The 16,554-nt window shown below is 31.8% G+C and carries 11 protein-coding genes; 8 read left to right on the top strand and 3 right to left on the bottom strand.

The features are described 5' to 3' along the window. Positions 1-955: 955 nt before the first annotated feature. From B6258_RS18415 to B6258_RS14415, 3 genes are all read left to right on the top strand, one after another. Complete coding sequence (locus B6258_RS18415) at positions 956-1,198, top strand: hypothetical protein (RefSeq protein ID WP_240531600.1); 243 nt, start codon at positions 956-958, stop codon at positions 1,196-1,198. A 439-nt stretch (positions 1,199-1,637) separates the two neighbouring features. Next, a complete protein-coding gene (locus B6258_RS14420; protein ID WP_240531599.1) occupies positions 1,638-2,078 on the top strand; it encodes an SMI1/KNR4 family protein in 441 nt (146 codons plus the stop codon). A gap of 601 nt (positions 2,079-2,679) precedes the next feature. Then, positions 2,680-3,936: a Zn-dependent hydrolase gene (locus B6258_RS14415; RefSeq protein WP_099075851.1), complete on the top strand. Its 1,257-nt coding sequence runs from the start codon at positions 2,680-2,682 to the stop codon at positions 3,934-3,936. On the opposite strand, the gene B6258_RS14410 is transcribed toward B6258_RS14415, so the two are convergent. After that, positions 3,930-4,814 carry a helix-turn-helix domain-containing protein gene (locus B6258_RS14410; protein WP_099075850.1) on the bottom strand — a complete coding sequence of 295 codons (885 nt, stop codon included), beginning with the start codon at positions 4,812-4,814 and terminating at the stop codon, positions 3,930-3,932. The two genes, B6258_RS14415 and B6258_RS14410, sit on opposite strands and share 7 nt — an antisense overlap. A gap of 548 nt (positions 4,815-5,362) precedes the next feature. On the opposite strand from B6258_RS14410, the gene B6258_RS14405 reads away from it, so the two are divergent. The 5 genes from B6258_RS14405 to B6258_RS14385 all read left to right on the top strand — a co-directional run bounded on the left by B6258_RS14405 (position 5,363) and on the right by B6258_RS14385 (position 13,554). Next, on the top strand, positions 5,363-7,162 hold the full coding sequence (locus tag B6258_RS14405) for a M10 family metallopeptidase C-terminal domain-containing protein (RefSeq protein WP_099075849.1): 1,800 nt from the start codon (positions 5,363-5,365) through the stop codon (positions 7,160-7,162). 374 nt (positions 7,163-7,536) lie between these two features. Beyond that, positions 7,537-8,961, top strand: a complete 1,425-nt coding sequence (locus tag B6258_RS14400) for a ZapA family metalloprotease (protein WP_099075848.1) — start codon at positions 7,537-7,539, stop codon at positions 8,959-8,961. Between the two features lie 165 nt (positions 8,962-9,126). Beyond that, positions 9,127-10,860: a type I secretion system permease/ATPase gene (locus B6258_RS14395; protein WP_099075847.1), complete on the top strand. Its 1,734-nt coding sequence runs from the start codon at positions 9,127-9,129 to the stop codon at positions 10,858-10,860. A 16-nt stretch (positions 10,861-10,876) separates the two neighbouring features. Further along, positions 10,877-12,202: an HlyD family type I secretion periplasmic adaptor subunit gene (locus tag B6258_RS14390; RefSeq protein WP_099075846.1), complete on the top strand. Its 1,326-nt coding sequence runs from the start codon at positions 10,877-10,879 to the stop codon at positions 12,200-12,202. After that, positions 12,202-13,554 carry a TolC family outer membrane protein gene (locus B6258_RS14385; RefSeq protein ID WP_099075845.1) on the top strand — a complete coding sequence of 451 codons (1,353 nt, stop codon included), beginning with the start codon at positions 12,202-12,204 and terminating at the stop codon, positions 13,552-13,554. Before B6258_RS14390 ends, B6258_RS14385 begins: the two co-directional genes overlap by 1 nt. A 495-nt stretch (positions 13,555-14,049) precedes the next feature. Here B6258_RS14385 and arnT read toward each other — a convergent pair whose 3' ends face one another. Both arnT and B6258_RS14375 read right to left on the bottom strand, forming a co-directional pair. Further along, positions 14,050-15,696, bottom strand: coding sequence for a lipid IV(A) 4-amino-4-deoxy-L-arabinosyltransferase (gene arnT, locus B6258_RS14380; protein ID WP_099075844.1), 1,647 nt, complete (start codon positions 15,694-15,696; stop codon positions 14,050-14,052). A gap of 399 nt (positions 15,697-16,095) precedes the next feature. Then, the gene (locus B6258_RS14375; RefSeq protein WP_099075843.1) at positions 16,096-16,434 is read right to left on the bottom strand and encodes a carboxymuconolactone decarboxylase family protein; all 339 of its coding nucleotides are present in this window, start codon (positions 16,432-16,434) and stop codon (positions 16,096-16,098) included. Positions 16,435-16,554: the final 120 nt, after the last annotated feature.

Raw genomic sequence — 16,554 nt, 5'->3', positions numbered from 1 at the left:
ACAACATAATGCCATTTGAAGTGCAAGATCATCAAACTTAATCAATGCATCTACAAAAGTATCGCAATAATCAACGAGTGTGATGAAATCTGTTGTGGAATCGAACTGAATAGCAAGTAATGGATGAGTTGGGTTAGGGGTTGTAGTCATAAGACCGCCTCCAATAGATGATTGCTGAATTCACCACTGAAGAGGCCAATCTTACTGGTGGTGAACTGAACGGAGTTGGCCTTACCAGCTCTATTGGACACTGGCGCATCTTACGATGCTGTCCACTCCCCATTAATTGAGACACTCAAGAAATTTAACTTAAGACGATAAAATTAATCATAAAATGAAATTAACCTTTAATTATGGCATTAAGAATATAGATTTATGTTACAGTTAATATATGAAAAATAAAAAATAGTATAAAATAAATGTTCAATAAAAAAGAAAAGAAAATCTTAAAAAATGCAAAATCAACACCTTACTTCATAAGTATAAAATCAAGTACATCATCAGCAATAAAAACAACATTATTCATTTTATTATTATCTATTTTCTTTCAAAAAGACAATAACTTACCGTATCTATTGATAATATTAATATCATTATCTCTGTCCATTACAATATATTTATTTATTGCAAAATTTCTCTTTGGAAACATACTAATCGGTTTTAAAATAACTATCATTTATCTAAAAATAAAGATTAATAAATTACTCCTCTTTATACTCAGAAAGTAAACATCTATTACAGTTGTTAATTATTTCTAATAAGCCAAAGTGTACTTTTTTAATATCACTTAACAAGATCTCTCAGATAGTGATGATGTGAGCTTGAGATTGCACTAAGGCACTTCTTTCAAATCGCGAATGCAATAATAAACACAGAAGCATTGACTGTTGTTAGAAACAACAAGAGGTAAAAAAGTAAAACCGGACGTAACGTAATTAATATAATGAGAATAAAAATGAGCGAACTCTTAGATAAAAATCTAGAAATAAAAATCATAGAAATCGTTGAAAATAGCAATGAATTTCATAATAATAAGAATTATGATAGTGCATTAACAGCATATCTTAATGCATGGGAATTAATACCAGAACCTAAGCTAGAATGGGAAATATCGAATTGGATCTCATCTTGTATATATAGCGCATATTTTGATATTGGAAATTATATTATAGCAAAAGAATGGGGGGGATATAATTAATAACCAAGCCATCAGATATTGATACTGCTCCATATATTAATCTAGGTATGGTATGCTATGAATTAGAACAATATGATATCTCATATAAGTATTTTGAGCTTGCTTATAACATTGGAAAAAATAGAGCATTTAATGAGAGACAAAAAATACTTTGATTTTTATTTAAGTTATAAAAAAGAGTATAAATGAGAGCATTGGTGATAAATTCTGTGTTTTTGAATAGCCATATATCCTAGGTTAGGCAAAATAATATGAAATTAATTTTATTATGACTACGGAGCCAAACCTGTTTCTAACTTTTTACCCCACCCTCTGCCTAGTATAGATGAAAATATTGATGGAGGGATTAAAGTAACAATATCTCCTGATACTGTTAAAATGGAAATATTCCACACATCGGCTCAGCATCCGATATGAGAAATTAAAATAAAGGTAAGAAATGATAAGCAAGCTTAAATCTTTAAGTGTAAGATTTACTTCTATTGAAGCCAATAAAAAAATAACTCTTTTAAAAAACCTTGAGAGAATAATAGGTGTATTACCTAAAAATTATCATGACTTTTTATTTTATTTTAGTAGTAATATAAAATTTGATGAAATAATAATTTTCAAAGGTATTGAATCTTCATCTTGGGCTGATAATAAAGGATTTGACACTATTGATTATTTTTATGGTTTAAATAATATCAATGATGACTATACTATTTTTGAAATGATTAATACGTATAAAAATGATCTTAAAATGGAATTAATACCTATTGGTTGTTCATCAGGTGGAAATCAAATATGTATATGTACCCAAGGAAATGAGAAAGGAAGCATATGGTTTTGGGATCATGAAGAAACATCTCTTTTGATAAAAAAATTATTTCAGGGCTAACATTAATTGCTTATGAATTTAAAGATTTTATTGATAAACTTGAAATAGAAAATAACGATTCACCCTCAAAATCTATAGGTGGCTATCTTGACTTTTAACTACAATCCTCTTAACTAATTGTTTTATAATTATAAAATTGATAAAAATATCTAAGATAAAATTTATTTATTATAAATTTAGTTTTTTTAAAATTATGATATATTAATTAATTAGTACAAAAAATTTAAAATATATTTATATCACGCTTCATCACTGGCATATAAATTACACCTTAAATAAGCGTTAAAATAATAAAACCACTATCAGTAATCATTCTTATTTTCACTTTTAAATTAAAAGCGATCTATTTTATAACATTTACCATACAATTTAAGTTCATTTAAGAAATACTCCAGATATATATTTCTTTTTAATTAATACCTACCTCACAGAATATGAAATTCACCTCAATTATCGTTGACGAAATATAGCTTCAGCAGTAAATATAATAGGCAATGATTATAAAAAACAGTGACCATCTTTGAAGATGGCTTTTTTAATCCTTAAATTGTCTCATTTTTTAGACAAAGAGATATTACAAAAACCACGGGAGAATTATCTTATGACTCAACAAGATACAGCAACTCATTATTCAATTGATGATATGAAAGCATTAATTGACACAATGCAAATTTATAAAAAAGATAACAGTGGCAAGGGGATCACTCGTATTGCCTATGGCGAAGAAGATGAAGCCGCACATCTGTATCTTGCGGGTTTAATGAAAGAAGCGGGTCTTGAAGTTTATCGTGACGGTATTGGTACACTTTACGCACGTTTACCGGGTAAAGATCGCTCACTACCCGCAGTAGGTACAGGATCTCATCTTGATACCGTACCTCAAGGCGGTGCTTATGATGGAGCTTTGGGTGTTATCGCAGGATTTTATGCCTTAATGCAATACAAACCACAACAACTTAAACGTGATCTTGAGCTGGTTGTTTTCCGTGCGGAAGAATCTAGCCGTTTTGGCTTTTCGTGTATTGGCAGTAAGGTATTAACAGGAAAAATAGATAAAGCACGCTGGGAACAAAATAGAGATGATGACGGTAATAACTTCTTTGAAGTTTTAAAATCTTTAGGTTATCAGCATGATAATTTTGATAATTGCGTAATCACAAAAGATCGTTTTAGTGCCTTTGTTGAGCTTCATATTGAGCAAGGTAAACGCCTTGAGAATGACAAAAAAACTATTGGTATCGTCAATGGTATTGCAGCACCAACACGTTTTTCAGTCACTGTTAATGGTCATGCAGATCACTCAGGTGCCACTCCTATGTATCAACGTCAAGATGCATTAGTGGCAAGTGCGGGAATTATTACCGATATCAACCGTGCAGCATGTACTGAAGCCGTTTATGGCACAGTTGGCACAGTGGGTAAACTCAATGTTGTTCCAAACTCAATGAATGTTATTCCAGGGCAAGTAAAATTCTCTGTTGATATTCGTGGTATTGATACTGAAAGTATTCAACGTGTTGTACAGCGCCTAAATAATAGTGTTGAAAAAGCAGAAAAAGATTTTGGTGTCGCTATTGATGTTCAACCGATTTCTGCTGAATCGCCAGTCAAATTAGATGATTCAATTTGTCAAGTTATTGAAAACTTGTGCCAAAAACACGATATCAACTATATGACAATGCTAAGTGGTGCAGGCCATGACTCCATGAATATGGCGCCACTTTATCCAACGGCGATGATCTTTACACCTTCAGTTGCCGGTATTAGCCATCATCCTGATGAATTTACCGAATTTAGTGATATAGCTGTCGCTGCAGATTTATTAGCAGAAACATTAGGCACATTAGCAAATCAATAATGACTGACTATTTGTTTTAAAAGGTTAATTGCATCATCCCCTTTGGTCGCTTTTAACCATAATTTATCAAAGAGAGATTGGTATTGAAATATCGCCTCAGTTGAAGAAGTTACAGTGGCAATGCCCGTACTGACATTAGGGAATTCACCTAAACGGAACGGGCTAACGGCTAAAGAAAGAGGTACTTTATCTTGATAGAATAATTGGAAAGTTAAAGACGGCATAGTATCTGAAATGATTGCAATATTAAGATAACTATTTTTTTGTTCTAACTTTTCAATGAGATGAAGAATTTCATTTTTTGCTCGTTCTTTTCTTTCTTGTTGCCGTGTTTTAGTTAAATTAACCGAACCTAGCATGCCAACATAAAGAAATTTTTCAATTTGTTGCTGGCTAATAAGGTTATAAATATGAGGTGAATGTAAGGACTGATGTTTCTTACGCTCTTTTAAAATAGACAAAACTTCTTGTTGTTTTTCAGACAAAAGATTTAAAGGTGATGCCTCTGTTAGCATTTCAACCAATGTTTTGTCATAACAATCTGAAGTTAATAAGTAAGAGAAAGGTTCGAAGTGGGTGTAAATATGTGAAGATTGCGTTTCAAGTTGGCGCATTCGTTCAAAAAAGCCATTTGCACTTGAATAATATTCAGTATTAATGCCCAGTAAACTGGTTAACGAGGTATTTAATAATCTAGCAAGATTATCTAGTGTCTCAATTTTAACAATTTCACCTTTTTCTAATCGATATACGGCAGCACGAGAAATACCTAAGTTTTCTGCTACATCTTCAGCTTTTAACGAAGAGGCGATGCGGTAAGCGCGCAGGCGATAGCCAATGGCTTGGTAATCTATTTTTTCTCTAGGTATGTAAGGCATATTTATAATAGGCTCCCAAATGCACAAAGTACTAAGGTAAAGTAATGGCACAAAAATAAAATGTTAGTCAAGATAGTTTAAATTAAACCCAAAATAAAAAGAATCACCTTCCTCACAATGAGGTAAATAAAAGCAGTTTGCTATAAAAAGTTAGTCGATATCAATAAACCTGCCTTTAGCAGGTAACCTCACCAGGGTTAAAGCAGTAAAATTTAACAATAAAAAAACAAAAAGTGCTGTTAATGGATATAACAGCACTTTTTTCTTGTTCACTATTCCCCATTAATTAACACTTCTTGACTCAATAAAATATCAATCAAACACATATAAGCTGCTCATTTAATACCCCACCTAATTTAGATGTAAATAAATAAACAAAAAGCATACAACATCATTACTATAGAATGATAAAATTCATTACCTTTCATTTTAACACCAATTCACAAGATTAATTAATTTTAAAATAATTTAAAATATTTCTTTTTTGAAAGGCATTTAACAGGTTATCGATAAACTACCCTTCGCAAAAAAACAAAAGGTAATTAATCATGAATAAACAGTTAAAATATATTTCACCTAATTTTAATTATATTTTCAATATAATGAAAGTAAATGAATCAATTAATAAATGGGAAAGTTATAATATTGAGAAAGGTTATACTGAAATAACTTATAGTTTTCCTAACTGGTCAGCATTAAGAGGTGATAAATATAAAACAATCACAACATTCAATGAAAAAGGAAAAGATTTAGTTAGAGAAAAACTCCAGCAATGGGAAGAAGTTGCAAATATTAAATTTATTGAAGTAAATGATGTAAAAGATACAGATCTTAAATTTGGCATGTATAATAATATAAATGAGATTGGGAGTTATAACAGTCATTCAATCAGAGGCTTTGCCTATCATCCAAATAATATAGAAAAAAAGAATAAAATAGTAAAAAATAAAATAGAAAAAGTTGAAGATTATAGTTTCAGCGGGCAAGTTTGGATAAATATGTCTGATATGGAGATTATTGAATATATTAGTAAATCAACAATAACTCCTGAGCAACAAATAAGATTAAATGAATTTAAATCCAAATCAAATGTTATTAATTATGTAGTTGAAGAAAACAACGATCATTATTTCTTGATAAAAAATAACAATGCTGAGGCTCATATTTATAATATAGAAAATGTATTTAAAGAAGATTCTAATATGCAGCGAGTAATTAGCCATGAGATAGGACATACTCTTGGTCTAAAGCATACATTTACTAGAAAAGAAACGACTAAATGTGAAGAAAATACCACTAAATACTCAATAATGGCATATAACGGCCCTGAATTTAAAGATGCTGATTTTAAAGATATGACACCTTTAACACCACAGTTAATGGATATTTATGCTATTCAAGTAGCATATGGACAGAATAAATTTACACACACTAGTAATACCACTTATGGTTTTAATTCCAATACAAAAAAAGATCATTATTCATTAAAAACAACTAAGGATAAAATTGTTGCCTGTATTTGGGATGCTGACGGAATAGATACATTGGATTTTTCAGAATATGCCGTTGACCAAAAAATAGATCTTAGTGAAGGTGGTTTTTCTGATGTAGGAGGATTACGTGCAAATATTTCTATTGCCTATGATACTGTTATTGAAAACGCAATAGGAGGCAGTAAAACAGATATCATATCTGGAAATGATGCTAACAACAGCCTATTTGGTAAGCTTGGTAATGACACTTTATACGCTAAAGGAGGTAATGATATCTTATATGGTGGAGAAGGAAATGATTATCTTTATGGAGAACAAGGAGATGATTATTTATATGGAGAACAAGGAAATGATTCTCTAATGGGCTCCGATGGCAACGATCACCTATATGGTGGAGAAGGAAATGATTATCTTTGGGATACCGGAGGAAATAATATCCTTGCTGGCGGGTTGGGTGATGACATTTTACTTAGTGCTAACGGTGATGATGAACTTAATGGGGGTGAAGGCAATGATTATTTAGATGCAGGAATGGGCAATAACACATTAAAAGGCGGTACAGGTTATGATACCTTTAGTTTTGATAGTCAAGAGAATGATTCCTCAAATATAATTACTGATTTTGAATCTGGTATTGATAAAATCTCTTTTTATAAAAAAACAGATAATGGTAATGTTATAAATAACATTAATATTGTTAATTCTAATTATCTAAATAATAATGAAGGCAACCTTTATTATGACAACATTAATGACATTACAAAATTAAAAATAAACACAACAGAGATATCCACACCTAAATATTTAAACATTAATTTAGTTGGTAAGTACGAATATGAAGATTTATTCTGTTAATTAAAATGCACTATTATTTCCTATATTACTTGATGAGAAATCATCAAGTAATATACTAACCATTTTTAGTTATAAAGAAAAATTTCATAAAATATATATTGATATACTATAAAAATATAAAAAAGTTTCTTATTTAAAATAATAATAACAATAAAAAAAGTCGCCACAGAAAAGATAACTTTAGATTTATTTACATCATTAAATTATTCTGACTTAAAACACATCTCACTTCACAATTATTTAAAAACATATTTTCCCCCTCTAGATTAATATCAATAAGTGGCTATCTTTATTATCGCTGGCGCTCGCCAGATAATTAAACTATTTTCAATATGAAAATAAACTTAACCTAAACTTGATATCCGGAGGATATTATGGGTTCTTCTTTATTAAAAAAAGCAGTAGGATTATCTAATGTTTCTGATTTATTAGATAAGAGTGGAATTTTCTATAATTTTTCAGCTAAAACTCTACCTTCTTTTGATTATGATACCGCAGGAAAACATATTGCTCGTGAAAATTCCACATGGAATGGGAAATATGTTATTGGGCAAGCGGCAGAAGTAACGTATTCGTTTCCAACTTGGGCAGGTAAAAAGTTTAATGATTTTAGTGATAAAAATCCCTATGGATTTAATTCAGCGCAAAAAGATCATGCAAGACAATCTTTAGATGCATGGTCTGATATCGCAAATATTAAATTTACAGAAGTAGGACCAAATGTAAAATCAGATATTACTTTTGGAAATATTACTGATCCCTATGGCAAATTCCAAGCTTATGCAACATTACCAAATACCTATAGTTATGGACGTGATGTCTCGGGGCAAGCTTGGTTTAGTGATTATTATTATGCAGGTAATACAACGCCTGAATTAGGTAATTATGGTCGTTTAACCATTATCCATGAAATTGGTCATGCACTTGGTTTAATGCACCCTGGAGATTATAACGCAGGACAAAACGTACCTGGCTATTTAAAATCTGACTACGCTGAAGACAGTCGCCAATATACTGTTATGAGTTATTGGGATGAATATGAAACGGGCGCACATTTCCAAGGTGCTTATGCTGGTGCTCCTCTACTTCATGATATTTCAGCAATGCAATACCTTTATGGCGCAAATACAACGACCAGAACAGGTGATGATGTTTACGGTTTCAACTCAAATACAGGTATTGATTATTACACTGCAACAAGCAGTAACGATAAATTAATATTCTCCGTTTGGGATAGTAGTGGTAACGATACTTTTGACTTCTCAGGATATTATCAAGATCAAATTATTGATTTACGCGAGGGTCATTTCTCTGATGTTGGCGGACTACAGAAAAACGTTTCTATTGCACAAGGCGTTACAATAGAAAATGCAATCGGTGGCTCTGGTAATGATACTATTTATGGAAATGATGCTGATAATATTCTCATCGGTGGTGGCGGTAACGACATACTGTATGGTGGTGGTGGTCAAGATACATTATGGGGAGGTACAGGTAGCAATACCTTTGTTTATAAAGAGATCACCGATTCTTTAATTTCTGCTGCTGACAAGATAATGGACTTCAAATCAGGTATTGATAAGATTGATTTATCAGAATTAATCGAAAATACTTTTAGCCATAAATTCCTTAACTTTGTTGATAATTTTACAGGTCGCTCAGGTGAAGCAACCATTAAATATGATCAATCAACAAACTCAAGTGAACTTGCTATTAATGCTTATGGATATGGATATAGCCCTGATTTCAAAATTGACATTGTAGGATTTGTTAATTACGAAACTGACTTTATTGTTTAATTTTTCATTAGGTAGGAGAGAGATTTCTCCTACCTTTCTTTTACCTATAAGGTGTTATTTTTATATTTTTTTATTAAAAAAAAGATAGATTTATCACTCCATATTGATAGAAGAAATGCAGTACATAGCAATAAAACAGATAGGAATAAAATCAGGAATAACATTATGCCAGCAAGCAAACACAATAATGAAATTACAAATATTATAAAAGAGAGAAAGAAAGTATTTCTTTCCATTGGAATATTTACAGCCTTAATAAATATTTTAATGTTAGTTCCTTCCATTTATATGTTGCAAGTTTATGATCGAGTCTTACCTTCAGGTAATGAAATGACTTTATTAATGCTAACACTCATTATGTTAGCACTATTCATTTTTATGGGAGGATTAGAATATTTAAGAAGCATTATTGTCATTAGAATGAGTAACAAACTTGACTTATCCTTAAATTCAAGAATTTATACTGCCGCATATCAAGCAAAATTAAATAAAACGCCCGGCATTAATTCCTCTTTAGCATTTAATGACTTAGTGACTATTAGGCAATTTATTACAAGTCACGCCATTTTTGCTTTTTTTGATTTACCTTGGTTTCCTATTTATCTTCTTGTAATCGCCTTATTTAATCCATGGTTAGGATTATTTGCATTATGTGGTGCGCTTGTTTTATTTTCTTTGGCAATTCTTAATGAATATTTATCTCGATCGTCATTAAAAAAGGCTAATGAGTATGCTAATCAAGCACAGGTAATACAAGGCCATCATTTTGAACATCCACAGACTATTGAAGCAATGGGAATGCTAGGTTATTTGCGTAACCAATGGCAAATTGCTCACTTTAAATATCTACAAGCACAAACTCATGCAAGTGATAATGCAGCTGGTGTCAATGCAATAACAAAAGTCACCAGAATGGCTCTGCAATCTTTAATGCTAGGATTAGGCGGATGGCTAGCAATAGATAATACAATTAGCCCAGGAATGATGATCGCAGGATCAATACTATTAGGTCGCGCTCTAGCGCCGATTGAACAAGTTATTGGTGTATGGAAAAATTGGGATAGTAGTAAAGAAGCTTATAAAAGGTTGACCACACTATTAAAAGTGTATCCTGAAGAAAATAAAAAAATGGCGTTACCTGCTCCTAAAGGTGAATTAACAGTAAATATTAATCAAGCTCAATATCCTCAAACAGAACGCACATTATTAAATAATATTCATTTTTCACTAAGCCCCAGCGATGTCCTTGGCATTATTGGCCCGAGCGCTTCAGGCAAATCCTCTTTAGCCAAATTCATTGTTGGTATATGGGAAGTTAAAGCTGGAGCTATACGTCTTGATAATGCCGATATATATCAATGGAATAAAAATGAAGTTGGCCAATATATTGGATACCTTCCTCAAGAAATCGCCCTTTTCCCTGGCACGATTGCCGAAAATATTGCTCGTTTTTCTGAAATAGATCCTCAAAAAGTCACTCAAGCTGCAATGATGGCAAATGTTCATGAAATGATTTTACGTTTTCCTGAGGGTTATGAAACCGTTATTGGCGCTCATGGTGAAGGATTGTCAGGAGGACAACGACAACGTATTGCGTTAGCTCGCGCATTGTATGGTGATCCTGCGCTAGTTGTTTTAGATGAACCCAATTCTAATTTGGATGATTTGGGCATTAAAGCTTTAATGCAATCGATTCAAATACTTAAAAAAAATAAAAAAACGGTTATATTAATCACGCATCAAAAACAATTACTCTCAGTGACCAATAAACTCTTAGTTCTTTTCGATGGTCACACCAAATTATTTGGCTCTACAACAGCAGTTATTGCTGAGTTAAATAACTCATCAGTAATAAAGAGTACACCAACAACTACACCTATTACTCAAAACAATATTTAATATTGAGAAGACAATTATGATCACAAAAAAAAATGAAATCGATATTGTTCATGATATTTCAGATGATCCTAGAAAATTCTTAATAATAGGATGGTCAGTTATTCTTTTAGGTCTTGCTGTTTTTATTTTTTGGGCAGCCTTTGCTCCTTTAGATAAAGGCGTATCTGCGAAAGGAAATGTTTCAATTTCAGGTAATAAAAAGAGTGTTCAAGCTTCAGTAGAAGGTATTATTACTGATATTTTAGTGAAAAATGGTGATAACGTAATCGAAGGTCAAACCCTTATTCAATTAAGCTCTATTCAATCAAAAGCCTTAGTAAAATCCTTATCAGAACAATATGATAATTTACTTATTACTCAACAACGCTTATATGCTCAATTAAATGAAAAAACAGAATTTATCTTAGATCCTAATGATAAGTATTATTCTCCTTCAGAGAATTTAAATAAATTATCCCTACTGCAAAATAAATTACTTAATGAGAAGTATATTGAATTATACAGTGAAGTTAATGGTTATAAAGCCGTTATCGCAGGAATTTCCAATCGTTTAATCCATCTTAAAAAATCCACATTTAATAAGCAGAACCAAATAAATAGCCTTCAAAATCAGATAAAAGATTTACAAACTTTAGCAAGTGAAGGTTATATTCCTCGTCATCGATATCAAGAGGTTGAACGTGAACTTGCTGAAAATAACAACCAGCTTAATGATAATTTTGGACAAATAAGTACATTAGAAAAACAAAAACTAGAGTATGAACAAAAGATACTGCAACGCAATGCTAATTTTTACCAATCGGCACGTACTGAACTTAACCAAGTTCAATTACAAATCAGTGAAACAGAAAAACAACTTATTATTGAAATAGATAAACTAAAAAAGATGCAAATTACGGCCCCCATTTCGGGAATAGTAATGGATTTATCTGTTTTCACCCAAGGTGGCGTTGTAAGAACAGGCCAAACATTAATGGAAGTTGTTCCTCAAGATCATCAATTAATTATTGAGGCACGTTTAGCTCCTCATCTTATTGATAAAGTTACACTTGGTCTTCCTGTTGATTTAATGTTTAGTGCATTCAATCAAAATACAACACCTAAAATTCCCGGAGAGGTAACATTAATTTCAGCTGATAGACTTATTGATGAAAGAACGACAGAACCTTATTACCAAGTGTTTATTAATGTTAAAGATAATACTCTTCTTACAGACAATAAAAATAAATTAAAGGCTGGAATGCCAGTTGATGTATTTATTAATACAGGCGATCGCTCATTACTAAATTATCTCTTCAAGCCTGTTTTAGATAGGATCCATACTTCATTGACGGAAGAATAATGATGCAAATAAAAAAGCTCTCTGCCATTTTATCTATATGGATGCTAAGTTTTCACACTTTTGCGATCAGCTTATCTGATCTCTATTTCTTAGCAGTAAAAAATGATCCTACGTTTAATGCTGCGATTAAAGAACAGGTTGCCGGTAAAGAGTATGAAAATATTGGCTTATCTCAATTACTTCCAAGTATACATGTAAACTATCAAAATAACCCACGAAATTGGCAACGAAAAGTTTATCCTATCAATACTAATCGAGGCGAAATAGAAAGAACTGAGTATCAAAATTATCAAAGTCATTCCGTCAGTGCAATTATTAGCCAACCACTCTTTGATTACACGGCATTTAGTGATTATAAATCATCAGTAATCAAAACATTATTATCAGATAGTCGTTATCAAGTGAAATTTTCTGAGCTAGTGATCAAATTAGTGGATAATTATATAGAATTAGCTTATGCGCAGGATAAGTTATTATTAAATCTTTCACAGCAAGCGATTTATAAAAAACAGCTAATATCAAGTCAGCGTTTATTTGAATTAGGTGAAGGAACAAAAACAGATATTTCAGAGATCCAAACGCGATTATATTTAACTCAATCTCAATATACGGATATCCAACTTGAGTTAGATAATGCTAAAAATAAACTAAGTTCAATGATTGGAACACCACTGCCTGATGCAGAACATATAGCAAAATTAAGCAGTAATCGTTTTATATTACAACCTATTACACCCAATAATTACGAGTCATGGGAAAATGAGGTTATGCAAAGCAACCTCAATATTCAAACTGCTCGTTATGAAATGGCAATAGCAAAACAAGAAGTGGAAAAAAATAGAGGTGAATTTTTCCCAACAGTGCAGCTCTATGCTTCTTATTCTAATAGTGATTCCGATAGCAATAATACCGTAAATCAAAAATATCAATCAGCGAATGTTGGCTTTTATGTCAGCTTACCTTTATTTAATGGCGGAAAAACAACAGCTTCAATGCGTCAATCTACTGCATTGTATCAAATGAGTGCATTTGAAAGAGATGCAATTATTCAGCAGATCACACAAGAACTACGTCATCAATACCAAATATGTACAACGAGTAATATTAAATTGAACGCCTATGAGCAATCCGTTTCTTCTGCTAAATTGCAATTAGATGCGACTCAAAAAAGTTATATTGGCGGGCAGAGAACAATGGTCGATGTACTTAATGCTGAAGAATTATTATATCGCGCTCAGCAAGATTTAATTAAAGTTAAATATGATTATATTCAGGCTTGGGCATTATTACATCAATATACTAATACATTAGATATTGAAAAAATAAAATTAATTGAAGGTTATTTCCACTAGAACCACTCATTTTTTAATGAGAGATATTAATATAATTATTAAAGTCCTAAATCATGGAAGGATATAGGACTTTTAATTATAAGCAACAGTTAATTACTTATTTTAGCTAGCGGGTATCATCACTTCTTTTTAGTACCGTACAACGTTAATACACGGTGAGTAAGAGCAATTGATGCTAGACCAATAAAACATTCAGCTAGGAAAATCAGCATAAATTACCCCCATTCATAAGTACATTTTGTTTGGGCGGGGGTTCTGATAAAGTAAAGTGACTTGTCATATAGTGCTTAGCTAACTCCGATTTAATGGACACATTTTAAACCTACCATTAAAATTAAAAAGAGCAAAATATATTTTTCAACAAAATCCATTTTTTGGCTTTGATCACACAAAAACAACACAAAAAATCAAATCCATGTCATTTTAAAGTTGAAGTTAAATTTATTTGCTCTTTGATAACAGTCTTTTAAAAATAGAAATAGACTTTTAAATCAGTTAATTAAAGAAAATAAACGTTAAATCACCCTGTTTTTCTACAACAGGTTTTACCTTTAACTGGCTGATAACAGATAATATGTCTTTTCGCTCTGGTCGGACTAAAATAATCGCAAGCCCTTGATAGTTATTCTCTTCAATTAAGTTAACTAGTTGCTTAAGATCATAATATTTATTATGCACATCAGGATATGCCAGACCATAAGCAAGCTCCCCTTTTGTCTCTGTTAAACGAATATCAGTGCGTTTTAAACTCCATGCTAAGGACGTTCCGATCCCGACTTCATCAGTTAAAATATAAGGCTTATCTGCTAGCTCGCTATAATAGTGACTGATTGCCTTTTCAGGGGTGCTTTTACTTTCTATTTTATGAGGAATGACGTATCCAATTGCTAGACTTAATCCTACTGAGCAAAATAAAGTCAGTAAGCGGGTGGGTTTAAAGAATGAAACAATTCCCATCACACTCCAACATAAGAAGCCCACAATACCCAGCAGCGCTTTATATTGCTCACTTGTTTCATATAACGTAAATCGTGTGGAGAAAAGCGAATAAACTATAATAGAGACGCCAACAAACCCAAAAACAGTATTTATGATCGCATTAATATTATGAATTTTTTCATTTTGTTTATTTTTTAGCTCTTCCATGTAATGTGCAATCAAGATAGAAAGTGGCACAAAACAAGGTAACATATAGGTTAATAACTTACCGCTGGAAGCAGAAAAGAAAGCAAAAAATAGGAATAACCAAAACGAAAAATAAAGCGTTCCTTTTTTCAATAAAATAGCTGATTTAAGCGCCCCAAATAAAAACCCTAACCAAGGTAAAATACCCAAAATAACAATAGGTAAATAAAACCACATAGGTTGAGATCTTGCTGAATTCTTTTCAACAAAACGTTGAACATGTTCAATCCAAAAAAAGTAGTGCCAATAATCAGGAGCTTGAAGTGCAACTGAAATCACCCATGGGCCAGCGATAATAAGCAGAGAGATAAGCGCTATTGGTGCATAGCAAAGGACTTCTTTAAAACGAGATAAGCTAATTGCGGTTACAATAAAAACTAATGCGGGTAAAACAACCGCAATAAAACCTTTAGTTAAAAAACCTAATCCACAGAAAACACCGACTAAAATATATGCACTGATTTTTGACTTTCTATTCTGTGCAGATAATCCACTTAAAAAGTAATACATTGCAATAGTCACAAACATTGTCACTATAGGATCAAGAATATTGTAGGTACCAATCGCTAATACAAGAAATGAGGATAAAAAAACCACCAGTGCATTAAATGCCAAAGTACGATTATGCCAAACTAGCATAGCCGCACGATAAACAAATAAGCCGGTTAATAAGGTTGACGTTACAACGACAACACGAACAGAAAAATGACCGCCGCCAAATAACCATTGTGCAATACTGTTTAACCAATATCCTAATACGGGCTTTTCAAAATAGCGAATATCCAGCATATAAGGTACAGACCAATTACCCGATACGAGCATTTCTCGACTAATCTCAGCATAACGGATCTCATCTGGTTGCCAGAGTAGTCGCGTTTCGAGAGGAATTAAATAAGTTAAAAATATAAAAATAAAAAGTAGAAACCATTTATATCTTTCTACAAAATCGACACGCATATATTCCCCGTTAAAATAAAACAATATCACCTTATACGAACTATCCACTTAGAATAGCTATCCTATAAAAGATTCAATTATTATTTATTAAATTATAATTAATTAATGAATTGTTTTATTTTTAACCAGTCACAAGGATGCCAAAACCCCATTATTTTCAATATTAATCAATAAGATAAAATAAAACTCCGTTAAAAATTCAAATGGTGACACATTAATATTTTATGAAATAACAGCGAGTTATTTATCAAATATTCATCTAAATAGTATTAAAATAAAAAATAGAGAGAAAACATTTAAGCATAAACAGAAAATCAACAAAGTATATAAAATAAAAAAACCAGAAGGAACTTATTCTGGTTTTTGATTACTTCGTTTAATTATATGATGATAAAAATCTTATTTATTAAACTCTTTAAAAGCGCCCATGGTGTTGGCTGCATACATAACTGAAGGGCCGCCCCCCATATAAATAGCAACACCTAATGCTTCAGCGAGTTCTTGTTCTGTTGTGCCAAGCTCTACAAGTGTTTTTGCATGAAATCCAATACAACCATCACAACGATTCGCGACAGCAATTGCAATGGCGATCAATTCTTTTGTTTTTGCATCTAAAGCACCTTCTTTACCACCCGCTTTTGTCGTGCTCATAAACGCTTTCATTACTTCTGGAATATTTTGAGACAATGCCCCCATGTTAGCTGCAATGTCTGTTACTATTTCTTTGTACTTGCTCATTTTTGATCCTTTTACAATATATTTATTTATATAATATAAAAATATAATATCAAATTATATAATCTAAGCAAGCCAATTTAATTTGCAGTGATCTTTTCTATTGTGATAGTTACCAAAAAG

This window comes from Proteus alimentorum (assembly GCF_002607735.1).
Lineage (GTDB): Bacteria > Pseudomonadota > Gammaproteobacteria > Enterobacterales > Enterobacteriaceae > Proteus > Proteus alimentorum.
This window is presented reverse-complemented; position numbering and strand designations above follow the sequence as displayed.

What these genes read in the sequence shown, in the direction of transcription:
- B6258_RS18415 (WP_240531600.1), top strand. Translation starts at nt 956, where the DNA reads ATGAGCGAACTCTTAGATAAAAATCTAGAAATAAAAATCATAGAAATC.
- B6258_RS14420 (WP_240531599.1), top strand. Translation starts at nt 1,638, where the DNA reads ATGATAAGCAAGCTTAAATCTTTAAGTGTAAGATTTACTTCTATTGAA.
- B6258_RS14415 (WP_099075851.1), top strand. Translation starts at nt 2,680, where the DNA reads ATGACTCAACAAGATACAGCAACTCATTATTCAATTGATGATATGAAA.
- B6258_RS14410 (WP_099075850.1), bottom strand. Translation starts at nt 4,814, where the DNA reads ATGCCTTACATACCTAGAGAAAAAATAGATTACCAAGCCATTGGCTAT.
- B6258_RS14405 (WP_099075849.1), top strand. Translation starts at nt 5,363, where the DNA reads ATGAATAAACAGTTAAAATATATTTCACCTAATTTTAATTATATTTTC.
- B6258_RS14400 (WP_099075848.1), top strand. Translation starts at nt 7,537, where the DNA reads ATGGGTTCTTCTTTATTAAAAAAAGCAGTAGGATTATCTAATGTTTCT.
- B6258_RS14395 (WP_099075847.1), top strand. Translation starts at nt 9,127, where the DNA reads ATGCCAGCAAGCAAACACAATAATGAAATTACAAATATTATAAAAGAG.
- B6258_RS14390 (WP_099075846.1), top strand. Translation starts at nt 10,877, where the DNA reads ATGATCACAAAAAAAAATGAAATCGATATTGTTCATGATATTTCAGAT.
- B6258_RS14385 (WP_099075845.1), top strand. Translation starts at nt 12,202, where the DNA reads ATGATGCAAATAAAAAAGCTCTCTGCCATTTTATCTATATGGATGCTA.
- arnT (WP_099075844.1), bottom strand. Translation starts at nt 15,696, where the DNA reads ATGCGTGTCGATTTTGTAGAAAGATATAAATGGTTTCTACTTTTTATT.
- B6258_RS14375 (WP_099075843.1), bottom strand. Translation starts at nt 16,434, where the DNA reads ATGAGCAAGTACAAAGAAATAGTAACAGACATTGCAGCTAACATGGGG.